This window comes from Microcoleus sp. D3_18a_C4, assembly GCF_036702415.1.
In the GTDB taxonomy this organism is placed as follows: domain Bacteria; phylum Cyanobacteriota; class Cyanobacteriia; order Cyanobacteriales; family Microcoleaceae; genus Microcoleus.
The window spans coordinates 1-24,163 of record NZ_JAUBTI010000099.1; the positions used below are offsets into that span (position 1 = coordinate 1).

21 protein-coding genes are annotated in these 24,163 nt (G+C 47.1%); 5 read left to right on the forward strand and 16 right to left on the reverse strand.

What is annotated here, in order from left to right:
* Positions 1–308: 308 nt before the first annotated feature.
* From QUB16_RS27300 to QUB16_RS27320, 5 genes are all read right to left on the reverse strand, one after another.
* Complete coding sequence (locus tag QUB16_RS27300) at positions 309–1,949, reverse strand: thioredoxin-like domain-containing protein (RefSeq protein WP_333321022.1); 1,641 nt, start codon at positions 1,947–1,949, stop codon at positions 309–311.
* 180 nt (positions 1,950–2,129) lie between these two features.
* Positions 2,130–3,128, reverse strand: coding sequence for a type II restriction endonuclease (locus QUB16_RS27305; protein WP_333321024.1), 999 nt, complete (start codon positions 3,126–3,128; stop codon positions 2,130–2,132).
* Positions 3,109–4,536: a site-specific DNA-methyltransferase gene (locus tag QUB16_RS27310; protein WP_333321026.1), complete on the reverse strand. Its 1,428-nt coding sequence runs from the start codon at positions 4,534–4,536 to the stop codon at positions 3,109–3,111. The genes QUB16_RS27305 and QUB16_RS27310 overlap by 20 nt, the downstream gene beginning before the upstream one ends.
* Positions 4,537–4,797: 261 nt before the next feature.
* Entirely contained in the window at positions 4,798–5,766 is a 969-nt protein-coding gene (gene arsM, locus QUB16_RS27315) for an arsenosugar biosynthesis arsenite methyltransferase ArsM (protein ID WP_333321028.1), read from the reverse strand.
* Positions 5,767–5,914: 148 nt separating this feature from the next.
* The gene (locus tag QUB16_RS27320) at positions 5,915–7,543 is read right to left on the reverse strand and encodes a hypothetical protein (protein WP_333321030.1); all 1,629 of its coding nucleotides are present in this window, start codon (positions 7,541–7,543) and stop codon (positions 5,915–5,917) included.
* 645 nt (positions 7,544–8,188) lie between these two features.
* On the opposite strand from QUB16_RS27320, the gene psaA reads away from it, so the two are divergent.
* The 4 genes from psaA (at position 8,189) to QUB16_RS27340 (ending at position 13,887) form a co-directional block, all read left to right on the forward strand.
* Complete coding sequence (gene psaA, locus QUB16_RS27325; protein ID WP_333321031.1) at positions 8,189–10,483, forward strand: photosystem I core protein PsaA; 2,295 nt, start codon at positions 8,189–8,191, stop codon at positions 10,481–10,483.
* A 110-nt stretch (positions 10,484–10,593) separates the two neighbouring features.
* Positions 10,594–12,822, forward strand: coding sequence for a photosystem I core protein PsaB (gene psaB / locus QUB16_RS27330; RefSeq protein ID WP_333140504.1), 2,229 nt, complete (start codon positions 10,594–10,596; stop codon positions 12,820–12,822).
* Positions 12,823–13,176: 354 nt separating this feature from the next.
* Positions 13,177–13,335, forward strand: a complete 159-nt coding sequence (locus QUB16_RS27335; RefSeq protein WP_333321033.1) for a hypothetical protein — start codon at positions 13,177–13,179, stop codon at positions 13,333–13,335.
* 12 nt (positions 13,336–13,347) lie between these two features.
* The gene (locus QUB16_RS27340) at positions 13,348–13,887 is read left to right on the forward strand and encodes a cold shock domain-containing protein (RefSeq protein ID WP_333321035.1); all 540 of its coding nucleotides are present in this window, start codon (positions 13,348–13,350) and stop codon (positions 13,885–13,887) included.
* Between the two features lie 275 nt (positions 13,888–14,162).
* Here QUB16_RS27340 and QUB16_RS27345 read toward each other — a convergent pair whose 3' ends face one another.
* The 5 genes from QUB16_RS27345 to QUB16_RS27365 form a co-directional block, all read right to left on the reverse strand.
* Positions 14,163–14,357 (reverse strand): hypothetical protein, encoded by a 195-nt coding sequence (locus QUB16_RS27345; RefSeq protein ID WP_333140510.1) that lies wholly within the window; start codon positions 14,355–14,357, stop codon positions 14,163–14,165.
* 158 nt (positions 14,358–14,515) lie between these two features.
* Complete coding sequence (locus QUB16_RS27350; protein ID WP_006631308.1) at positions 14,516–14,728, reverse strand: helix-turn-helix domain-containing protein; 213 nt, start codon at positions 14,726–14,728, stop codon at positions 14,516–14,518.
* Between the two features lie 87 nt (positions 14,729–14,815).
* Positions 14,816–15,028, reverse strand: coding sequence for a helix-turn-helix domain-containing protein (locus QUB16_RS27355; RefSeq protein WP_242717445.1), 213 nt, complete (start codon positions 15,026–15,028; stop codon positions 14,816–14,818).
* Positions 15,029–15,103: 75 nt separating this feature from the next.
* Complete coding sequence (locus tag QUB16_RS27360) at positions 15,104–15,322, reverse strand: helix-turn-helix transcriptional regulator (RefSeq protein ID WP_333321037.1); 219 nt, start codon at positions 15,320–15,322, stop codon at positions 15,104–15,106.
* A 219-nt stretch (positions 15,323–15,541) separates the two neighbouring features.
* Positions 15,542–15,754: a helix-turn-helix domain-containing protein gene (locus QUB16_RS27365; RefSeq protein ID WP_006631307.1), complete on the reverse strand. Its 213-nt coding sequence runs from the start codon at positions 15,752–15,754 to the stop codon at positions 15,542–15,544.
* Positions 15,755–15,935: 181 nt separating this feature from the next.
* Between QUB16_RS27365 and QUB16_RS27370 the strand changes: the two genes are divergently transcribed.
* Positions 15,936–16,406 carry a hypothetical protein gene (locus QUB16_RS27370; RefSeq protein WP_333321039.1) on the forward strand — a complete coding sequence of 157 codons (471 nt, stop codon included), beginning with the start codon at positions 15,936–15,938 and terminating at the stop codon, positions 16,404–16,406.
* A 41-nt stretch (positions 16,407–16,447) separates the two neighbouring features.
* Here QUB16_RS27370 and QUB16_RS27375 read toward each other — a convergent pair whose 3' ends face one another.
* From QUB16_RS27375 to QUB16_RS27400, 6 genes are all read right to left on the reverse strand, one after another.
* Complete coding sequence (locus QUB16_RS27375; RefSeq protein WP_333055353.1) at positions 16,448–16,654, reverse strand: hypothetical protein; 207 nt, start codon at positions 16,652–16,654, stop codon at positions 16,448–16,450.
* 263 nt (positions 16,655–16,917) lie between these two features.
* Entirely contained in the window at positions 16,918–18,240 is a 1,323-nt protein-coding gene (locus QUB16_RS27380) for a CO2 hydration protein (protein ID WP_333321041.1), read from the reverse strand.
* Positions 18,241–18,414: 174 nt separating this feature from the next.
* Positions 18,415–19,968, reverse strand: a complete 1,554-nt coding sequence (locus tag QUB16_RS27385) for an NADH-quinone oxidoreductase subunit M (RefSeq protein WP_333321047.1) — start codon at positions 19,966–19,968, stop codon at positions 18,415–18,417.
* 283 nt (positions 19,969–20,251) lie between these two features.
* A complete protein-coding gene (locus QUB16_RS27390) occupies positions 20,252–20,971 on the reverse strand; it encodes a carbonic anhydrase (protein ID WP_333321043.1) in 720 nt (239 codons plus the stop codon).
* A 104-nt stretch (positions 20,972–21,075) separates the two neighbouring features.
* Positions 21,076–22,935 carry an NAD(P)H-quinone oxidoreductase subunit F gene (locus tag QUB16_RS27395; RefSeq protein WP_333321045.1) on the reverse strand — a complete coding sequence of 620 codons (1,860 nt, stop codon included), beginning with the start codon at positions 22,933–22,935 and terminating at the stop codon, positions 21,076–21,078.
* Between the two features lie 334 nt (positions 22,936–23,269).
* The gene (locus QUB16_RS27400; RefSeq protein WP_333321049.1) at positions 23,270–24,130 is read right to left on the reverse strand and encodes a glycosyltransferase; all 861 of its coding nucleotides are present in this window, start codon (positions 24,128–24,130) and stop codon (positions 23,270–23,272) included.
* Between the last annotated feature and the right edge of the window lie 33 nt (positions 24,131–24,163).

Below are 24,163 nucleotides of genomic sequence, written 5' to 3' on the forward strand. Positions count from 1 at the left end.
TGGGATGGGCGTCCCGCCCGTCCAAAAAGGACGGGCGGGACGCCCATCCCACTTTCAAGAGTGGAAGTTATTTAATTTTCATTCCTTATATCGGTTAGGTGTTCTTTGGCCGTACACCCTAAATATATAGGTTCTCCATCCAGGAGTGAATTGCGGGTGAGGCACTGCACTCACCGCGAATAATTAGGTTAACTTACTTGGCTTGAAAATTGTGGTAAGGTGCGCCGAAGAGCACCCTACTTTACCACAATCAATCTGGCAATCATGAGAATTGAGACCCGTGCCTGATGTCAAAAAGGTCGATCGACTTAATCAGGAAGACAAACATCCGGGGCGCACAAACTGGGGAAATCCAAAGTTGTGACTTCCAGCGTATCCAACTCAATTCTCCGAATTACATGATTGTTCGTATCAGCAACAAACAAATGAGGCCCGATCGCACTCAACCCTGAAGGTTCAAAAAATCGAGCCTTGAGACCTTTAGCATCAACCAAACCTGCAGTACCATCTCCAATCATCGTTCTGCACGTACCGCCCCGGTGGTCGATCCGCTTAATTTTGTGATTGTAAGTATCAGCCACCCAGAGGTAATTTTGAGCGTATTCAACACCCAAACAGTGCTGCAACCTTACCTCCTCAGCGCGACCATCTTTATCCCCAAAACCAAACAATTCACCGCTACCGCAGACTGTACGCACCTTGGGGTCTTCATCAATACCCACAGCGCGAATCGAACTAATTTCGCTGTCAGCAACAAACAACTCCGATCGATCCGTAGACAGGCCGCTGGGCTGAGAAAAAGCAGATTCTGCAAGACTTCCGTCAACACAGGATTCTCGGCCAATACCTGCATAAGTGGCGATCGTGCCAGTGTCTAACTGCATTTCCCAAATTTGGTGGGAACCCGCCATTGCAATAAAAAGTCTATTTCCAACTCTTTCTAAATCCCAAGGCGAATTCAATTGCGTTTCTAAACCCTTGCCGCTGCGGGGTGCAATTTCGTGACTTTGTTCGCCGGTACCAGCAACAGTTTCTACCCGTTGAGTCGTAAAATCAATCTTTCTGACAGCATGATTTTCCGTATCAGCAACATATAGAATTTGACTTTCTGCATCAAAAGCCATACCTTGAGGTGCAAAAAACTCAGCCTCTTCAAAGTTCCCATCAGTTAAACCCGGTTTACCGCTACCGATAACGTGCAGCACCTCACCTTCGAGGGTGCTGACAACAATCCTATTGTGGCCGGAATCGGCAATAAATAAGCAAGAACCGACTAAGTTTTGGATGACTGAATTAGCAGGCCCCGGCAATACAGTTTCATCTACAGATTCATTTTCCTGACTCATTTCGCCCAAAAGCGCGCCCTGTTGGTGAAGCTGTTTTGCCTCCGTTGCAGCGATCGCAAATGCCAGCACTTTACCGGGGAAAGCCAGCGGTGTTGATACAGGTTTGCGCTGTTTTTCTAAGCTAAAACGGAGTTCTTTAAAGTTGAGCGCATTTTTATCTTTGTATTCAGCAATTAACTTGCCAACTAACTCGTCTAGTGCTTCTCTATTGCCTTCGCCCGAAACAAAGCCGACGACATAACTTTCAGGATCGATCACCATTAAAGTCGGCCAAGCGCGAACCGCGTAGCTTTGCCAAACTTTCATGCCGCTGTCAACGATTACAGGATGTTCGATATCGTAGCGGAGGATAGCTTGGCGGATGTTTTCTACTTCTTTTTCGTTTTCAAATTTAGCCGAGTGAACGCCGATAACCGTGAGGGAATCTTTATATTTTTGTTCGAGGTATTTTAAGTCTGGGAGGACGTGCAAGCAGTTGATGCAGCAGTACGTCCAGAAGTCGAGGAGGACGACGCGCCCTTTTAAAGATTCAATGGATAAAGGTTTTTCGGTGTTCAGCCAGGGGTAGTTTCCGGGGAATTCTGGTGCTCTGACGCGGGGCATGGCATCTCCTGGGTAGGATGTGAATGATTTTTTTACTTCTTTAATTTAGCGGGAAGTTTGGCAGGATGGGGGGAAAGCGGGTTAAACCAGGGTTTTTGGAGACAGCGAAGATGGCTGTGGCACAAGAGGGGGGCGACGGAGGATGGTAAAACCGACACGGAGTCAAAACGGTTGTTGCTTTTATAAATTACATAACCAACGAGAAATAGATGCAACTTGATTCTCCTGATTCAGATTTGCAGCATTACTGAGAGTCCCGTTTTCCAGTTGATGCCAGATTTCACCCGCCATCCTTCTTGCAACTGCCGAGCCCACAAAGAAAGTCAGAGGTGAGTGTCCAACTGTGGAAAATGCTTCGCGTATGCGATTTAGGGCCGCTTGTGCCGTTTTCCAATGCTCATCTGCACCTGCAGGATCGATTCCACCTTTAAGTTCGCCCAATGCAATAACATAAGGTGCCACGATAGATGGCTCAATTGCGCTGGATTTATTAGCTACCAACTCCGTCGGGGCAAGATTAAATAAACACAAATCCACATTGCTCCTGACAAGTGGAACAGTTAGGTTATAAATCAATGTGCGATTACCTAGCTCGCTCTCCCAACTTATCCCACGTAAAGACAACTCAATTTCTGTGTCATCATTTGTCATGGCTATCCACTTTTTTGTCTTTGAGTCTTGCCAATAATATTTCTTACTAGCAATTGTGAGAGTCGAGAGGATAGCACGAGTTAGTTTTCTTTGTGCCAATGCTCCGCCAACATTACGCATGGAGCCACCAAGCGTGTCACCACGAGTCAGTAGAAATCTAAAGACCAATTCCTCCACAAAACTTGTGCCTGCTGGCTCAAGAAAATTCCTGATTAGACCATTGATAGCTTCACTCTTATCCTTTGGCATCAAATGAGCAAGAGACTTGTCAGATAATCCTGCAGCCGTCAACAATCCCATTTCAATGCCCTTAACATTTAACAAATCAGCAGGACTTTCAGCTTGACCCGCAGCTTCTTGAAGTGCTCTTGCTTGGGCGAGGTAAGGGGTAGCGCGTCGATTTTTTTCAAGGGCAAGTGCCACAAAACCCGCACGAGTGTCTTCATAGGTGGTGACAAGATCGTCACTGGATTGAAGGTGGTTACGATAAGCACACATAGGTATCCAGTTATTGTTTTTTCCATACATAAACGCACTTCCTCAAAGGAGCGCGTCCATAGTTTCCCATCTGTTGACTACTATTCCCCTTATCACCTGGTAAGACGAGAATATTTTCCGTAATAAAGCCGAGTTTTTCAGCAAAATCAGAAAGAATCATGTCCACTGAAATGCTTATACCTGCGTAGCGCACATTGTCATTAACCATAAACAAAAATGCCCCGGGTTTAAGGATACGAAAGCTTTCTTGTATTACGCAAGCCATTTCATAGAAATATCCTCTTACCATTCTTGGTATACCATTGTTGTTCAATATACCCTGTGACTTTTGGCTGTCCAAATATCTTAAGATAGCCTGCAAGAGAGTTTGCGAATTAGCAATACTTAAAGCTACTTCCCAAGCCGGATTGATAGCCAATAAATCTTTGGGGTGATTCTCAACCGTACAACTTAGCATTTCCTGACGCAGATTAATTAATTCCTTTTCAGAAGTTCCTAGTAAAGCTAGCTCTAGTGCATAGGTGCGAGTATAGTCATATCGATTGCAGTAGGGGGGAGATGTGATGATTGCATCGTATGTAGAGTCCGGCAAATCGGGCATTATCTTCAGACAAGAACCTTGATGCAAATTAATTTTGCCTTGTTGATTATTCAGAGTTTGAAAAAGCTCAAGTTGTTGTGTAGGAGGTTCTAAGTCGTTAACAAGTTCATTGAATTTTTTGATAATAGCTTGACTGAACTCCAGAACCTCACCTTTATTGAAGGACTTCTTTGACGTGCCATGACCCGAACGGTAATCCCAACGAAGATACTGTCCATCTTTGCGTGTATAGCTTACGGATTCTAAAACACACAGTAAAGTCAAAAGTAAAACTGATTGAACCTTGGTATTTTCTTGATAACAAGCTCCAAGATATTGCTCAATTTCTATTTTAGTTTCTTCGGAGTAAGCCCCTTTAGTGATTCTCAATTCTGGCAGAGTGACTGGGTTTTGAAATTGTTTCCATATTTGCAAATTAAACCATGTCTTTAGCCGCTGAAAATCATCAATAGTGAAGGCAGTGTCTAAAATAATTTTGGTATTAATTATATGTTGACCAATAGGTAATAATTCAATTCCCTCACCATCTATTCCCAAGTCGCTAGCAGCAAATAAAGCAGTTCCACTACCTGTAAAAGGATCTAAAATTTTGCCTTGAATGACTTGATATTTTTGGAATAAGAACTCTACCAGAGAAGCGGAGAAAGCTTCCTTATACTTGTACCACCTATAAATGGGTCTAGTTTTGTTAGCCTGAAAACTAACCAAAAGTCGGGTAAGCGAGGGCTGGACTACAAACTTGTCTTGAAAGCGATCGTGTAATTGCCTGTCAAGGTTATCAATCTCTCCCAGAAAGTCACTTTCCACTTCAGAGGCCATGTTGGAGATGCTTGACATATTTACCATGACTACAAATTATTAAATAACTAACTGTCGATCGTAGTATACCAGTATCTCTAATCCAAGAACGGGTAGATGTCGCTACCCTTGTAAATTCTATCTGACGAACCCCAAAATTAACAGCTTCAGAAATTCGCCCATCTTGCTGATCCCCAATTTTATCCTTGCTTTTCCCGGCTGTAATTGTCCAAAATAACCAAAACACCGTTAATTTTTGTCGGTTCGATCGCACTTGCGATCGACTTAACCACACAAAATCTAACAGCAACCGCCGCCGTTATAATGCCAAGTCGAATCAGTAATTAACACCTTATCCGGCATTAATCCCCCCAACTTCCCAGCAGTTTTATCGCACACCGCCGCCGGAACTCCCCGCTGCAAAACGTGACCTGCCCCGTCATCAAACAGCTCTTCAGACCCCGTATAAATCGCCGTCTTGCCAGTGAAAATGCAAGCTCCATCATCCGGTACATCCACTTTGAAAGACACCGAATCCAGGCTTTCTAACAGCAAATCTGCATCCAATTGATAATTGTGTTTATCCAGCAATCGGTAAGGACGGCGCGCCCGCACTTCGACTTGCCCAAAACCTACGTCTACAAGGTGTTGAACGTATTCTGCGTATGTCAAAGCGCCGGACAAACACAAGGCCCGCAAGCGTTGGTCTTCTTTCAAATGCTGCGGAATGGGGCGAGTTGCGATCGGATCGCTCATCAACAATCTGCCACCCGGTTTTAACACCCGATAAGTCTCTTTTAATGCTTTAGCTAAATCCGCTGGTTCAAAGATATTAAACAAGCAGTTTTGGGCGACCACATCTACAGAAGCATCCGGCACCGGCAAGGCAAAAGCATCGCCTTCACAAATTTCCACAAAACTCGGATCGAACCAATCATTTTCGTGGGCGGCTAGTTGCAAGTTTCGTGCAGCAGCATCTCGCATTGCTGGAACCGGATCGACGGCAATAACCGCTCCTTTGTGTCTAGAAAAATATGCAAATTGTAGTGCTTCCAAGCCGCCGCCGACGCCTACATAAAGCACGAAGGGATTGCCGACGAGTTCGGCGGCGTGAACGGTTGTGCCGCAGCCGTAATTCATTTCTTGCATTTGTTCGGGAATTTTTAATCCTGGCAATTGCAAGGGACTGCTTTGGACGCAGCAAAGTCCGATTTGGGGTGTTTCGGCAACATCGCTGTAGAATTTGGCTGCTGTTTCGAGGTAGGTCATTTTTTAGTGTCCTAATTTTTGATTTTTGACCGCAGATGGAACACGGGCGAGACACCCATGCCACTAAGCCCAGAAAGTTTTTGTTAGGTGGAAAATTCTACTGGAGCACGGGCGGGACGCCCATGCCACGAAGCCCAGAAAGTTTTTGTTAGGTGGCAAATTCGACTTTTTGTTCTGATTTGGGAGGATTTTCTGGTTCGGAAACTGTTGTTTCGGGAGGGGCTAATTCGCTGGTTGGCTGGTTAGGAGTTTCAGCGGCAACTGGTGGCGTTGGCGGTACAAGATTGGGAGACTGTTCTGGTATCGCGGGAGCAACTACTTTTGGTACTGGAGCTTTTCCTGTTATTTCTGGCAGGGTTGGTGGCTCTGAAGGATTAGCAGGTTGCTGTTCTTCACGCAAGAAGTTGCGGAAACGATTGTAGTATCCTTTATATTCCTGTTTTTTTGTTTGGGGAGATGCTGTTGGGGTCGGTTCTATTATTTTAACTGGTGCAACAACTTTCGGGGTTTCTAACTGTGGAGTTGCTGTCGGTGTCGGTTCTATTACTTGAACTGGTTCTACAATTTTCGGCGCTTCGAGTTGGGGGGTTGCTGTCGGCGTCGGTTGTATTACTTGAATTGGTTCTACAATTTTCGGCGCTTCGAGTTGGGGGGTTGCTGTCGGTGTCGGTTCTATTACTTGAATGGGAGCAATTTCGGGAGCGACTGTTGGCTCTAAGCTCGGTTGGGTAACAGGGGTTTCTGGAACCGCTGGTGAGGGTTGGACAACTGGTGTTTTTTCTAATGCAGGTGTCGGTGTCGGTTCGGGGGTTGGGGTTGGTGTGGGTGCGGGGGCTTGGTAGGTGCGATCGACTATACTGCGAGTTTCTGCGGCTGTTAGTTCGCCCCGCACTAATTTAGAAAGAGGCTCTTGGCCAAGCGGCTGGAAATTTATCAGTCTGACTGTATTATTAAAGGCGTTTTTGACGATATTTCCCCGCTCGTCAATTAATTCTAGCTGTACCCAGTTTTTGCCTGGTTTGAATCCTTTAAGATATATAGGTTGCCACTGGTCGATCGCAAAGCTTTCGCCGTTGACTGTGGCTCGAATTTTCCAATCGAGTATTTCATCTTGGGCATTTTCTTGCGCCACTTCGTGCGGGGGGGCATTTGTCAAGTAAAAGTCGAGCAGGATGGGTTCTGCCCCGTAGCTGCCTTGGGGGCTGTTGTACGTTAATAGGGGCAATGTTCGATCGGGATTGTTGTCGTCTGTTTTGGTAAAAATGTGAAAGGTGGTTTGAGCCACGGCACCTTCGTTTTTAAAGCTTTCTTCCCAAGGGCGGGCGGCGAACACCTGCAGGGTATGGGTTCCGGGCTCTAAGTCGGAGAGGGTTAAAGGTTGGTTGATGTCGTAAACTGCTGCATAAGGTTGGTTGTCTAATAAAACTTGCAGATGGGGGCCCAAACCCAAGTTTGCATCTTTGAAAATGGGCAAGTCCTTAACTTGGAACTGAACAGACACATTTATATCCTGAAGCACTTCGTCAGGTTTTGGATTCAAAATACTAATTTGAGGCTGGTAGATTTCTAGAGCCTGACGCAGTTGTTGAATGGCTTCTGGGGGAGAAACCTCTGAGATTCTGTTTACTGGGGCGGTAGCTGAGCCGCTCTTGTTCCCTGGTTTGGGCAATTCGGGATTGCCCGCGCCACAACTTGCTAAACCCAACATTAATATTGCTGCAGCCAACAATGCCAGCAGCCTGCCCGCAACCGTTCTGTGCCAATTGATCCCAATCACGCAACCATACTCCTAGAAGCCTTCTCATAGGGAACTATAGCCCAAAAATGAATTTAGTATTGGGGAATTGCCGGCTTGGGAATTCCAAAGCCGCGTAGGAACCCGGATTGAGGCAGCAGCGGGCAACCCCTCCTCTCCCACTCTTAATTGCCGCAGCCTTTTTCCCAAACATATATCTACAAATGAGTATTCCTAAATTACCTTATCTTTGAGTTTTGTAAAGTTAATGGCAGTACCCCTTGACTTTTTCGAGGGACTGTGGGATTTAAAGGCGTTATTACATCAAGAATTGAGCCTTTTTTAAGTATTGTTAACAAGCGATTAATACTCCTCTAGCAAGCTTATAATTCATAAAACTCCCTCAAAAGGAGCAGGCGTATCAAGTCTGAATCAAGGACGCGATCGGCAGCTCCAGATAGCGAGAAGAGTTGGCAGTACCCAGGCACATTGTTAGCGACACTGGGAAACTGGCTTCTTCACAGAAGCAAAATGCTTGGGGAGACGATGCACCTGCGTCTAGCTCTGCAAAGAGTAAAGTGCCGTGTAGTGTCGGCTTTTTCGAGAATCTCCCGCCTAATCAAGCGCGGGGAGTGTCCGGTACAGTGTTCAGTTCTCGTTCCTTGTCTTACCGAGAGGAGAGTCTTCATGACCATTAGTCCTCCAGAGCGAGAGGTAAAAGCTAGGGTAGTAGTCGATAAGAATCCGGTTCCAACTTCCTTCGAGAAGTGGTCAAAACCCGGTCATTTTGATCGCACTCTAGCTAAGGGGCCAAAAACCACCACTTGGATTTGGAACCTCCACGCTAACGCTCACGACTTTGACAGTCATACAAGTGACTTAGAAGACGTTTCGCGCAAAATCTTTAGCGCTCACTTCGGCCACTTGGCAGTAATCTTCGTATGGTTGAGCGGCGCATATTTCCACGGCGCTAAATTTTCCAATTACGAAGCTTGGCTGACAAATCCTACAGCCATCAAGCCCAGCGCTCAAGTGGTCTGGCCGATTTTTGGTCAAGAAATTTTAAATGCAGATGTAGGCGGCGGCTTTCACGGGATTCAGATCACCTCTGGTCTATTCCAACTGTGGCGCGCCAACGGCATCACTAACTCATACCAGCTATATTGCACTGCGATCGGCGCCCTGGTAATGGCAGCTTTGATGCTGTTTGCCGGTTGGTTCCACTATCACGTCCGCGCTCCGAAACTGGAATGGTTCCAGAACGTGGAATCGATGATGAACCACCACTTGGCAGTTTTGTTAGGCTGCGGGTGCTTGGGCTTCGCAGGACAACAAATTCACGTGGCTCTGCCGATCAATGCTTGCATGGACGCGATCGATGCAGGTGCACCGCTGACAGTCGGCGGCAAGCTGATCAAAACAGTTGCCGACATCCCCCTGCCGCACGAGTGGATTTTGACACCGGGCTTGATGGCTGACATCTACCCGAGTTTCGCTAAAGGTTTAACCCCCTTCTTCACCCTCAACTGGGGCGCATACACAGACTTCCTGACCTTCAAAGGCGGTCTGAACCCCACCACAGGCGGTTTGTGGCTGACTGATACAGCACACCACCACTTAGCTTTGGCAGTGCTATTCATCGTCGCTGGTCATATGTACCGCACGAACTGGGGCATCGGCCACAGCATGAAAGAAATCCTAGAGAACCACAAAGGCCCCTTCACTGGTGAAGGTCACAAAGGTCTCTACGAAATCCTGACTACTTCTTGGCACGCGCAACTGTCGATTAACTTGGCACTGATGGGCTCTTTGAGCATCATCGTGGCTCAGCATATGTACGCGATGCCTCCCTACCCCTACATCGCGACGGACTACCCGACTCAGTTGTCCATCTTCACCCACCATATGTGGATCGGCGGATTCCTGATTGTTGGAGCAGCCGCTCACGGAGCAATCTTCATGGTTCGGGACTACGAACCGAGCGGCAACGTCAACAACCTGCTCGATCGCGTGATCCGTCATAGAGATGCGATCATTTCCCACCTGAACTGGGTTTGTATATTCTTGGGCTTCCACAGCTTCGGTTTGTACGTTCACAACGACACGATGCGCGCTTTCGGTCGTCCTCAAGATTTGTTCTCGGATACCGGGATTCAGTTGCGTCCGATATTTGCCCAGTGGGTGCAAAACATCCACGCTTTGGCTCCGGGCACAACAGCGCCTAATGCTACGGAAATCGTTAGCCACGCTTTTGGCGGCGGTGCAGTAGTAGTCGCCGGCAAAGTAGCGATGATGCCGATCGAGTTGGGTACGGCGGATTTCATGATCCACCACATCCACGCTTTCACCATTCACGTTACAGTCCTGATTCTGTTGAAGGGCGTGTTGTTTGCACGCAGTTCTCGCTTGGTTCCTGACAAAGGCAACTTGGGCTTCCGGTTCCCTTGCGACGGCCCCGGCCGTGGCGGCACCTGCCAAGTTTCTGGTTGGGATCACGTGTTCCTAGGCTTGTTCTGGATGTACAACTGCATCTCGATCGTGATTTTCCACTTTAGCTGGAAAATGCAGTCGGACGTGTGGGGAACAGTATCGCCAGACGGCACAATTTCTCACATTACCGGCGGCAACTTCGCACAAAGTTCGATCACGATTAACGGCTGGCTGCGGGACTTCCTGTGGGCGCAAGCTTCTCAGGTGATTCAGTCCTACGGTTCGGCACTGTCGGCCTACGGTTTGATGTTCCTAGCTGGACACTTCGTCTTCGCCTTCAGCTTGATGTTCCTGTTCAGCGGCCGCGGCTACTGGCAAGAACTGATTGAGTCGATTGTTTGGGCTCACAACAAGCTCAAGGTAGCTCCGTCGATTCAGCCTCGCGCTCTGAGCATTATTCAGGGTCGGGCTGTGGGTGTAGCTCACTACCTCCTAGGAGGAATTGTCACTACGTGGGCATTTTTCCTAGCGCGAATCATTTCGGTAGGGTAAACTACCCCTAGGTTTTGGATTCTCGATTTGGGAGGAATCTCAAATAGAGAATCCAAACTCCGAACCGAATCCCTTCAATTTTGTTCAGGATTCAGGATTAATCAAGGCTTATGGCAACGAAATTTCCAAAATTTAGCCAAGACCTTGCCCAAGACCCGACCACACGGCGGATCTGGTACGGGATTGCCACAGCACACGACTTTGAAAGCCACGATGGCATGACCGAAGAAAATCTTTACCAAAAGATTTTTGCTTCTCACTTCGGCCACGTAGCAATCATTTTCTTGTGGACATCGGGCAGCCTGTTCCACGTAGCATGGCAAGGTAACTTTGAACAGTGGATTAAAGACCCTCTAAACGTCCGCCCGATCGCTCACGCGATTTGGGACCCGCAATTCGGCGCTCCTGCAGTAGAAGCTTTCACTCAAGGGGGCGCTTCTAACCCGGTGGATATCTCTTACTCCGGTGTCTACCATTGGTGGTTCACCCAAGGGATTCGGACAAACGCCGACCTGTATCAAGGAGCTATCTTCTTGTTACTACTGGCCGCTGTATTCCTGTTCGCAGGTTGGTTGCACCTCCAACCCAAGTACCGCCCCAGCTTGTCTTGGTTCAAAAATGCTGAATCTCGCCTCAACCACCACTTGGCTGGTTTGTTCGGTGTCAGCTCTTTGGCTTGGACTGGTCACATGGTTCACGTTGCTATCCCCGAATCTCGCGGACAGCACGTAGGTTGGGACAACTTCCTGTCTACCCCGCCTCACCCGGCCGGTTTGGCTCCGTTCTTCAGTGGTAACTGGGGCGTATACGCCGAGAATCCAGATGCAGCCAACCATGTCTTCGGTACTTCCGAAGGCGCTGGAACCGCAATTCTGACTTTCTTGGGCGGCTTCCACCCTCAAACAGAATCCCTGTGGCTGACAGACATCGCTCACCACCACTTGGCGATCGCAGTTCTGTTTATCGTTGCCGGTCATATGTACCGGACTAACTTCGGTATCGGTCACAGCATCAAAGAGATGTTGGATTCTAAGGCTGGTTTGGTCGGCGGCAAGAGTGAAGGGCAGTTCAACTTGCCTCACCAAGGCTTGTACGAAACCTACAACAACTCGCTGCACTTCCAACTGGCATTTCACCTCGCTGCTTTGGGCGTAATTACCTCCCTGGTAGCACAGCATATGTACGCGATGCCTCCCTACGCTTTCATAGGTAAGGACTTCACGACTCAGGCTGCGCTTTACACCCACCACCAGTACATTGCTGGATTCATCATGGTCGGCGCTTTCGCCCACGGAGCTATCTTCTTGGTGCGGGACTACGATCCTGAAGCAAACAAAGGCAACGTGCTCGATCGCGTGTTGCAGCACAAAGAAGCGATTATCTCTCACTTGAGCTGGGTGTCGCTGTTCTTGGGCTTCCACACTCTCGGCTTGTACGTTCACAATGACGTTGTAGTTGCTTTCGGAACTCCTGAAAAGCAAATCTTGATTGAACCAGTGTTCGCACAGTTCATCCAAGCTGCTCACGGAAAAGCTCTCTACGGCATGGACGTGCTGTTGTCTAACCCTGACAGCATTGCTTCTACCGCTTGGCCCAACTACGGCAACGTATGGCTCCCAGGCTGGTTGGACGGGATTAACAGCGGTACTAATTCTCTGTTCTTGGCGATCGGACCTGGCGATTTCTTGGTTCACCACGCGATCGCACTAGGCTTGCACACCACCACCTTGATTTTGGTCAAGGGCGCTCTGGATGCACGCGGTTCTAAGCTGATGCCGGACAAAAAAGACTTCGGTTATGCTTTCCCTTGCGACGGCCCCGGCCGTGGCGGTACTTGCGACATCTCTGCTTGGGACGCGATGTACCTGTCTGTATTCTGGATGTTGAATACCCTAGCTTGGGTAACGTTCTACTGGCACTGGAAGCACCTGGGCATCTGGCAAGGTAACGTGGCTCAGTTCAATGAGTCTTCTACCTACCTGATGGGCTGGTTCCGCGATTACCTCTGGCTGTATTCTTCTCAGTTGATCAACGGTTACAACCCGTATGGTACTAACAACTTGTCAGTCTGGGCTTGGATGTTCTTATTCGGACACCTTGTTTGGGCAACTGGTTTCATGTTCCTGATCTCTTGGAGAGGTTACTGGCAAGAGTTGATCGAGACTTTGGTTTGGGCTCACGAGCGCACTCCTTTGGCTAACTTGGTTCGCTGGAAAGACAAGCCTGTTGCTTTGTCGATCGTCCAAGGTCGTTTGGTTGGCTTAGTTCACTTTACTGTGGGCAACGTCCTCACTTACGCGGCCTTTGTAATTGCCTCGACAGCCGGGAAATTCGGGTAACTCTGAACTCTGGTTTCTAGGTAATTAACTAAAATCCCCCGCCTTCTAGCGGGGGATTTTTTTGTATATGTTGGTTGAGGATGGAGAGTGAAGTATATTTTTTATAGCGAAGTTACAGCAGGAAAAAATAGCCACTATTAAAAAATCCTTACTCTCGCTTTTACACATTGCGGCTGCGGATTTCTGAATCACAGCCAACAGCTTTTTCTGCTATGCTGAATTTACTAGCTCAAACGATTGAGCAAGCACAAGTTGACGCCGATGCGAAGTCACTATCCGGGAAGCTAAAAGAGATTTTCACCTGCCAGGAATGAAACACCCAAACTCCCCAATCGTGAAGTAATCCAAAAGAGTATGAGAAATATTCTAGGTGTCTGTCAACGGCTTGAGGCTCTAACTCTCAGTTTAGATGAACTAATGGCTATGGTAGAAGCTGATATTCGCAATAGTCCGATTAATGTTTACCCGCGAGAGAATGCGAAACGGTTGGCTGAGTCTGTTAAGCAGGAATAAAAGTTCAATTTTATGAAACCTGTTCTGAATAAAGGGCAACTGACAACCTGGAAAGACGATCGGGGGTTTGGCTTCATTAAACCGGATGATGGTAGTAAAGAAGTTTTCTTGCATATCAGTGCGCTGAAGGAAGCAAGTCGTCGCCCAAAAGTCGGAGATACGATTTTGTACGAGCAAGTTGCTGAAACAGACGGGAAAGTACGTGCAACTAGAGCATCAATTCAAGGTGTTGCACCTCGACATCAGCCAACAAAGCAGAAACCACAGAAACGCGGTGTACTCAAAACAGTTTTTGGTATTGGGATTCTGGCTGTCATTGTGCTTTTTACGATGCAGTTGAGTCGTAGTCATTCTTTCTCTCCAATTACATCGATCACAAAACCAGGATGTACTATCAAAGGCAACATCTCGATCGATACAGGCAATAAGGTTTATCACCTTCCAGGCATGGAAGATTACGAATCAACAGTTATTGATCCAGCTAGGGGTGAGAGATGGTTTTGCACAGAGTCAGAGGCGATCGCCAATGGTTGGCGTAAAGCACCGAGGTAGCCCCAGCATCCCAACAACCGCGCTGCACCGCAACGAATTGCTCAAGGAAGAAGCCAGAAGTTGATATCGCCGTTTTTGCTATGGTGGATTTACTTGAGCCCCCACTTGACTATGCAACTCTACGTCGAAAGCAAAAGAAAGAAAATTGAGGTGATACGCAAGCAATCTTCTGAAGCCGAGATTATTGATGTGACATCAAAAGTCGATCGACCTTAGGTAATGTTTAGTCGCTTTTAGCGGTAAAGATGAAACTGTTGACCTGGTTTTCTTCAGCTTCAAATCTCCCCATTCATCTGCATCTGATGCACCTTGTCCGCCAACTCTTGGCGGCTTTCCTTATCGAGTGCATCAATTGCCAGCATTCCCAAATACACTACTTCTTTCTGAGTTAGTCTGGTCGCTAGCGCTTGTTTTTGAATGACTTCCTTGATCGCGGAACTGACCGCGATCGCAGTATTAGTTTTAGCCACGAAGAATAATCAACTATTAATAACAACTTTCCTTGATCTTAGCATCCTCAATCCGATTAAGTACAATAATGTTTGACTAAGTACAGTTAATCATGCTATAGTGTAAAAACTACAAAAAAGCGATCGCCCCCGGTCTAGACAACTTAAGACCGATCGACCTATTCCTCAATAATCTCCACCAAGTCCTCAATCATCACATCAAATGCCCGCGCTAACTTGTACAGGGCGGTAAAGTCAACCATTGATATTTCTGAACGACGAGCATAGCTGGTTATGGTGCTATAGATCACGCCCGATCGCTCAGCCACCTCCTTGAATGTCCAGCCCCTCTCGGCCGCTAGCTCTCGCACTTTAACTCTGACTAAACCCATGCTTGACAAATAATGCAGTTGCGTTTTAAGATAATTCCATCTGAAAAAGCGATCGCCCCCGGTCTAGACAACTTAAGGCCGATCGACCTATTCCTCCAAAACCTCAACCAAATCCTCAATCATCACATCAAAAGTCCGAGCTAACTTCCGCAGCAAAGTAAAATCAACCGTTGTCAGCCCTGGACAACGAGCATAATGCTTGACAGTGTTGTACATTACCCCAGAACGTTCTGAAACTTCCTTGAATGTCCAACCTTTCTCAGCAGCTAGTTCTCTGACTTTAATTCTTACTAAACCCATGCTTGAGAGTGGATGCAATTCTTAGGTTGGCTCACCATGATATCAGAAAATCAGTCAATATCGTGGGCGATCGACCTATTCCTCCAAAATCTCCACCAAATCCTCAATCATTACATCAAACGTGCGAGCCAACCTGTGCAAGTAGGCAAAATTAACGGTTGTCATGCCTTGACATTGGGCGTAGTTTCTGATGGTGCTGTAACCAACGCCCGATCGATCGGAAACTTCCTTAAGTGTCCAGCCGTTCAGGGCCGCAAACTCCCGAATCCGCAACCTCACTAAGCCTTTGCTCATACTGACTTGACAAATGACAATCTGCTGTCGTTTAATATTAGATATCTGAAAAAGCGATCGCCTCTGGTCTGGACAACTAAAGGGCGATCGCCTATTAAACCTAATCAGGACAGATAATCTCTGTCCTGCACATCTACAACAAAAAGATGTACACACCTACAATCCAGAGATGCGTCTATTATGATATCAGAAACTCCGGCAAAATCGCGGACGATCGACCTATTCCTCCAAAACCTCAACTAAGTCCTCAATCATCACATCAAAAGTCCGAGCTAACTTCCGCAGGCAAGTAAAGTCAACCATTGCCATTTCAGGACGACGAGCATAGCTTCTGACAGTGCTATAAATTACCCCGGAACGATCGGATACTTCCTTAAGCGTCCAGCCCTTCTCCGCCGCTAGTTCCCGAATTTTTAGCCTGACTAAACCCATGCTTGACAGTTGATGCAATTGCGTCGTACAATTTTATATGTAAAGAGCGATCGCCCCCCGGCCTGGAAAACTAAAGGGCGATCGACTGTAAAACCTAATCTGGACAGATTATTTCTTTCTATCAAAAAGTGCATTTGCCATATCCAGAAGTCTACTAACCATATCCAGAGGTGTACTAGCCATGATATCAGAAAAAGGGTCAAAATCGCGGACGATCGCAGAATCGAGAATAATTCATAAATCTCCCATCCTGCATCCGCTGGCGAGATTTGTCACCGAAGAAACAGTCGCACTCCTGTTCAATATCTCAGTTGAGGACATTTATCGCATCGAATGCTGTCGCCACATGGTTTACGTCCACGCCAAAGGCATCAGCCGCTTTGTCAGCTACGCCGATTTTCCCCCTATTTTAGAAGTACAGCCGATCGCACTTCAAGATTTTGGCAGATGGTACAAACGCTGGAAAAGCAAGCAAGCACCAGCATTTTGGACGAAATTTTACACCCACAAGTTCAAAAAAGCTGTTTCCGTTGACAGCTTGCTAGAGTGGGGCCAATTGGTAGCTACTGTTAAATCGGTCATTTCTGGGCCCGCGCTGCAACAGCTACGAGATGTCTATGCCCAAGAAAAAGATTTGATGGAAAAATTTTAAAGTGCGATCGACTTAATCCTACTTGAACTTTCAATTAAATTTTAAAACACCTCATCCTCGATTCCCAGCCACCATTCCCCCAGATTCATTAAATCTTTGTGAATGTCGGTAAGTTCTGTCATATACTCTTCAGCAGAAATCTCCGATCGCCTTTCTTGCAATTTTTTCAGCCGCAGTTGCACCAACAGCCAAGGTTTGGAAATCCCATCCGTTGCTTCGATATATTTGGCTAGCTGTTTGCTGTCCATAGTTATTGGTTATTTTTTATATCGGAATGATTAAACCGCAGAGAACGCAGAGAAATCAGAGAAATCAGAGGAAAACAAGAGAGAGAGATGAATAATTCTGATACCAACTAATCTAATATTATAACACTTTTGAAACTGATTAAAATGCTCTCCTTTTTCCCAGTCGGTTTCAACCGACTTGAGCTTTGAGCCAGGGGTTTCAACCCCTGGCGGACTAACGGACTGGCGGACTTGGAAGCTAAGATGCCTCCGGCAAAAATCCTTTACCTATAATCCGAAGTCTGAATATTATTCAACTTCGCAGCATATTTCATGCCGTATTCCGGGCGACAGAAGCGATCGATCTGAGACTCAAAGAAAGCCCTATTTGCCTTCAAATGCTTTGGATTCGGGTCATCTAAAGGATACAAAAGAGCAGTCCGTAACGCTTGAATCACCGCCGAAGTTACGCAGTACATCGATCGCTGAAATGTCACCCCAATTTGATTGAGGATATCATCTTCGCCGCGACAGCGCTGTTTGTAGAAATCCCTCAAATAAGGCGGCAGGAAATGCAGCATATCTTGTGCTAGCAAAGTCGGCGGAATCCCCGCCGTACCTACGGGGAATTTGTCTGCATAAAGCACTCCGTAGTGGAAGTCTTTTTGGTCGTCAGGAACTTCTCTAGCTTGAGCGTTGTAAGATTTGGTGCCTCGGAATGGCGAAGTGCGATAAAATACAGCTTCCACGTAAGGTAACGCTGCTTCGTAAAGCCAAGTGAAACCTTTAGATTTGGGGATAATTTCGTACTTCTCGCCGTCGATGTAAACGTGGTGGTAAATCGGGCGTCCGGCGATCGCAAATATGCCATTTACTAGGAAATTCATCGCCTCCGGGACTGTGGTAATTTTCCCTTCGTCGTACAAGTCGGAAACCTCAAAAAACACCGGCGCCATGACTTCCCAGAATAAACCGAGATTGCTGTAATAAGACATTTGGCGGCACTGTTCTAAAAACATTTCGGGAAATGCTTTGTGAAGTGCCAGCATGAACGGGTCTTTTTTGAAATAAGCTTTAATTGCCCGATCGGCATTAGCCTTATATTCGTCACTGTCCAAATAAGGATCGAATTGATTGGTCGGCACGTACAAGCCCCGGTGCCACAGCATCGCCCTCATGCACTCTTCGGCAAATTCCATGTTAATGCGATCGTGCCACAAATGGTGAAACAGCCGCGGCATTTTACCAGTTTCACCCTTCTCCATGAACTCCAAAAGTTCCGGGTGAACACTTCCAGTCCCGCGCCAAATCCGCAAATCTGCACCGTCGCCTGCATAGTGATTTTGCAAGTCTAAATACTCTTGGGGTAAAAAGTATTTAAAGAAAGGAAGCGGCTGTAAAAATACTCGTTCGGCGATGTAAAGCAAATCCCGCCAGTAAAAGTCCATCGGCACCGCGTAAGCTTTCCAAATAGCGATGATTTGCATCAGATTTTCCGGCGTATCTGGAATCATCGCGCCGCCAGCTTCTAGCCTGTGAATTATTTCGGCAAATTCGTGTTTGGAAGGAGGTAGTTTAGTTGCTGGTTTATTAGGAGTTTGTACCATTGTTTCTTCCTTTGGTTGAGTGAATCTAAATATTTTGAATTATTGCAAAAAGCTGCGATTCTTTAACTTCCAGGCTCTAACCTGGGAACCGAGATCCAGGCCCGCGAGCCGGAAAATTGGAGGCAGAGCCTCCGGATCTGCGTTACCAGGCAGAGCCTGGAAACGAGTAGATTCTTAGTCTGCAGAGGCCGACTTCGTTTGTGTAGATGCGATTTCAATCGCTGACTTTTCCCCAGTATAGCTAATAGCAACTTGGGTATTTCTGTCAGCCGGCAGAGTGGCTACGATCGCATTTGTAGTAGATTCGCTCCACTTGAGCAGCCAAGCAGGTTGAATTCCCAACACAAAAATGATGCCCGCCAAAACCAGGGCCGGCATATTTTCAGCAAAGGTAACTGGAGGGTAGTAAGCCGTGGCGTTGTCCAACTTCCCAAAACAGGTGCGGTTGAGCAAAATCACAAAGTAAACTGCTGTTAAACCCGAAGCTAAAATGCAGAGTAAAGTTGGAATTGGAAAGATCGAGAAACTGCCTTGAAACACTAAAAATTCGGCAATAAAACCTACCAAACCGGGAATTCCGGCGCTTGCCATGCCGCCCAAAACTAACAGGGAACTCGCAGTGGGTAAACCCCGCATCGGGTTCATCAAACCGTTGAGTACGTCCAAATCCCGCGTGCCGACTTTGGTTTCGATGATGCCTACCAAATAAAACAGCAAAGCTAAAATTAAGCCGTGGCTTACCATTTGCCCGACTGCACCGATTAATGCCAGCTTCGTACCCGCAGCGCAGGCAACGAGGATGTAGCCCATATGCCCGATCGAACTATAGGCTACCATGCGCTTGATGTCTTTTTGGGCGATCGCGCTCAAAGCCCCGTACATCACGCTCACAGTCCCGATAATCGCTAAACCGGGAGCTATAATCGACCAAGTTTCGGGAAACATCTGCAAGCCAAACCGCACTAAACCGTAAGTTCCCAACTTCGCCAGAATCCCTCCCAGCAAAATTGCTGTTGCTGGCGAAGCTTCCACGTAAGCATCCGGTAGCCAAGTATGCAGCGGCACCAAGGGAATTTTAATTCCCAACCCAATTAGCAAAAGTGTGAGCAGGATTAACTGCAGATTTCTCGGCAATTCTTGAGTGGTAATCGCACTGTAATCGAAATTTAAAGAACCGCTCAGCCAAGCCACACCCAAAAATGCTGCTAGCACTAAAAGTCCCGAAACTGCCGTGTAGATCAAAAACTTCATGGCAGCGTATTCCCGCTGCTTTCCGCCCCAAATCGCAATCAATAGATAAAAAGGAATTAATTCTACTTCATAAAACAGTACAAACAGCAGCAAATTTTGAGACATCAAAGCTCCGGCAACACCCGCATTGATTAGCAAAATCAAAGCGTAGTAAAGCTGGGGGCGCTCCATCTTTTCGCCAGTGCCGTAAATGACTAATAGCGTCAGCAATGCACTTAAAACCAGCAGCGGCAAAGACAAGCCGTCAATGCCCAAATTGTAGCTCAAACCTAATTGCGGAATCCAAGGCAAATATTCTTGAAATTGCAGTCCCGCATGGGCGGGATCGAATTGAGTCAGCAGCCAGATATTCAACAGGAAAACAACAGCAGCAAAAGCTGAGGCAATGGAACGCAACCGCATCCCGTTGATGTTTCCGGGCAGAAACCCGACTACCGCAGCGCCCAACGCGGGCAACCAGAGCAAGGCACTAAGCATAATGTGTGAAGAGTGAAGAGTAAAGAATCTATTGAGAGTTGATAGTTGATAGTGGATAGTCCATCTTTGATAGTTGATAGTTGATAGTTGATAGTTATCAAGCGTCAATTGTCAAATTTCAATTTTTCGCTGTTACAAACCCCTCGCTGTCAATTGTCAACTGTCAATTGTATGCTGTTAAAACCCCTTGCTGTCCCAGGTCAACTGTCCCAGGTCAACTAACTCTGGGGGCGGGCACGGGGGCATCGCCCCTACCAACTGTCAACTGTTAACTGTTAACTGTTTAAGACTCAACCAACCTATTGATGACACCCGTATCTAAATCGTAATAGCCACCCACCACTTTCAGTTTATTCTCCAGAATTAACTGAGAGATCACTGGAGATGCTTTCAATCTTCTAGTTTGCAGGATAACATTTGCTTTTGAAGCATTTTCTAGATGATTGCCCGTTTGGCTTTTCGAGCTTTCTACGGCCGGCTTAATGGCGTCGAGCAAACTGCCAATTTGACCGGGAACTTGAGCTCCTTTGATGGTTGCGTCTACCGCACCGCACCTTTTATGCCCGATTACCATCAGCACTTTTGCTCCCAACACCAACGTGCCAAATTCCAGGCTGCCAATTTCTTCGGGAGTCGCCACATTGCCGGCGACTCGACAGACAAATAAATCTCCAAATCCTTGGTCGAAGATAATCTCGGAAGGGAAACGGGAATCCGAACAGCCGAGAATAGCAGCAAAAGGTTTTTGAGATATGGCAACTTGGGCGAGATCGGATAAGTTTTGGTTAAAACCTCGGCGTTTTTTTTCAACAAACCGCTTGTTCCCGTTCATTAACTTTTGCAAAGCTGCATCGGGAGTCATGTCATTTTGAGCAATTGCTGGTTCGGGTGCAGCCAAATCAGCGCCTGCTCCTGCTGCGAGTATCCCTGTACCAATGGCACCTGCGACAAATTTGAGGGAATTGCGTCGGGAAAGATTGAATTGTCTGTTGTTTGAGGTCATTTATGCTGCCTTATTGGAACGAGTTGGAAATCTTTGTTCAAGACTTCATGTTTGTAAGATTTTAGATTAAAATTGTCACCTAAAATCTTAAAAATTATATCTATTTACCCGCCTACAATCAGCGACAGGCGAGCTAGCAGCGGCCAGCTTATCAGCAGTCCCAAAAGCGCCACGCCGACCAGAATTGTCAGGGCGTAAAACTGAGTTTGACCGTTAACGTTGTATTTGAGGCTTTGCCCGCCGAAAACCGTTGCAAAACCGATTAAATTTACGAAGCCGTCAACAATATTGCGATCGATCCAAGAGATAACTTGAGCAACTAGACCGACTGCAAATATCACTGTCACCCGGTAAAGTTTTGCCGTGTAAAAGTCGTAAGCAAAAAAGTCTTGCAAAGCTTGAGAACCAATTCGCACCGGTTTTTCCCATTTTTCGTTCAGGTAAACAAATGCTCCGGCACCGATGCCGATCGCCGTTGACAAAACTAGCAGTCCACTTGCGGTATAATTCAAACTTGCCCCCGGCAATAAATGCCACGCAGCCAGCAAGTGCGGAACGTGCAAAGTAAAGCCCATTAAAACAGTCATCGGCAAGATAAAAGGCCAGTGAACTTCCGGCGAACGTTCGGTCATTTGCTTTGGTTTGCCGCCGAAAACTAAACCGAAGACGCGCACCAACCCAAAAGCAGTGACGGCGTTTACAAACAGCACTATTCCTAACAGCAAAGGATGAGTTTGCCAAAGCCCGGATGTGAAGTCTTCTAAAGCCCAGAAGCAGCCGAAGGGCGGCAATCCAACCAATCCAGCGCTACCGACAATAAAGGATATGGCAGATATCGGCCGCTTTGCCCACAAACCGCCGAGAGAGCGGACATCCTGAGTGATGCTGTTCCAAACTACCGAACCGATGCTCATCACCAGCAAACCCATTGCCAAGCTGTAGGCAAATATTAATGTCAGGGCTGTCTGGGCTTGTCCGGTGCCGACGGCGATAAATACTAAGCCCATGTAAGAGCTGACTATATAGGAAAGCGTGCGCTTGATGTCAATTTGGGCGATCGCGATTAATGAAGCACCAACCGCCGTCGCAGCGCCTACAATAATAGTTGTCTTCAGTCCGATCGGCGACAAAGCAATCACCGGCTGCAACTTAACCAATATCCAAGCACCAGTTTCGACAACTACGGTGTTCCGCAAAATCGTCGCCGGCAGCGGGCCTTCCATCGCTTCATCCAGCCACAGGTGCAAGGGAAACTGAGCGCACTTACCCATCGGCCCGGCAATCAAAGCCAAGCTCAACAGCGTCGCTACAGTAGGGTCAAGCTTTGCAGTCTGAGCCCAAACAGCCAACTCGTCAAAATTCCAAGTTCCAGCCAGCGGCAGAATTGCGACTACTCCCATCAGCAGGAATAAATCTCCCACCCGCTTTGTTAAGAAAGCGTCGCGGGCTCCTGTCACCACCAAAGACTGATTGAACCACAGCCCGACTAGCAGGTAAGTACCCAAAGTCAGAACTTCCAAAATCATGTAGCTGAAGAACAGGGAATTGCACAGTACCAAGCCGCACATCCCTGCTTCAAACAGCCCCATCAGGGAAAACAATCTCGCCCAGCCCCAGTCCATTTCCATGTAACCGAAAGCATAAATCTGCGCCAGCAAGTTGAGTCCGGTAATCAAAACTGTCGCGCCGACGGTGACAGTAGAGATTTCTACGGGAATGGTTAAGTCTAAACCTGCTACATTCAGCCAGGGAATTAACTGGTGTTGTGCCGGTTGGTTCCAGATAGCTGTCAGGGCTATGACGCCGTGTAAGAAAGCGAACAAGGTTAAGATGGCGTTCACGTAACCGGATGGTCTTGGCCCCGTGCGACGGGTAATTGCCGGAAACCACAGCATCGACAGAACTCCGCCGATGAGTGGATAGCAAGGTATAAACCAAACGGTCTGGAGTAAGATTTGAGCCATTGGCATTACTTGTAAAGGTTACAAAAATTTAAAATTATGAGAATAATTCCCAACGCGCTGACGACAGCAGTGAAAAGCCCGAAGGCAGAAGTAAAGAAAATTTTGGGGTTTGCCTCTGAGTTTCTTCTCCTCGTCAAACCGAGCGCTTCAGAATAGACTTATTAATTTTATATTAAGTATTGCGTTAAATTTTCATATTTCGGATTCAGCTTATTTATCTGTACTGATAAACTATACTTATATGTATATATAGGGCGGATTGTGTACAAACGAATATTTGTCGATCGCAAGTGCGATCGCACAATAATTTATTGCTCTAAAATATTAAAACCGATTAAAACCGCTCAATCTGCCAAGCTGATGCGGGAAGTTTGGCTTGGCGCTGTCCCATCGACCTTGCCCTAACATTCACTAGACCGATCGGCGTATTAAACAAATCTACCATATCGGCTTGGGCCATCGCACTTTTGGCAGCAGCAACGGGAAATTCCTTTAACAGCCACCTAGCCAGCCGGTAAAAATATTCCCCTGTTGTGAATTCTCGCATCAAATCGACACCGTAGAGTTCGTGCAAATATTTATTAGATTCGCCGTACCGATACCATTGACTTTGCAACTGTTTTATTGTAGAACGGTGGCGGTGTCGGACGATCGCATTTTCGGCAAAATACATTTTATAGGATGTTTCCCGCAAAATCCGCCAGCATAAGTCCGCATCGCCGCCACTGCTGAGGTAAGGGCGAAATAATCCTATTTGTTGTAAAACTAGCCTCCGTACAGCTAAGTTGGCTGTTTGGCCGTAAGCACAAAAAGGGTGAGCGAGTGTATGTTTTTGAGATAAAGTATTTTGGCGATCGGCGTGTTGTTCTAAAATAGTTTTACCGGGCAATGCGAGTATTTCCCCAGCGCTAATTCCTACTTCTAAGTCAACAAATGGCTTAACTAAATTTTCCAGCCAGTCAGATTCCGGGCGACAGTCTGCATCGGTAAATGCAATGATTTCGCCTGTGGATGCGCGAATTCCTTTATTGCGGGCGGCGTAGGAACTTTGAATCTGGTTTTCGGTGAGGTGGCGAATGGTTATTTGATTGAAATTGCTTCCCCCCCTTGGTAAGGGGGGGGGTGAGGGCAGGGCGGTTTCATTTTCTTGTAGGGGCAAACCCTCGTGAAGAGTCCCGATGCCTGAAATGCCCATGAAATCATCTGTGGGTGGGGGCGGGCACGGGGG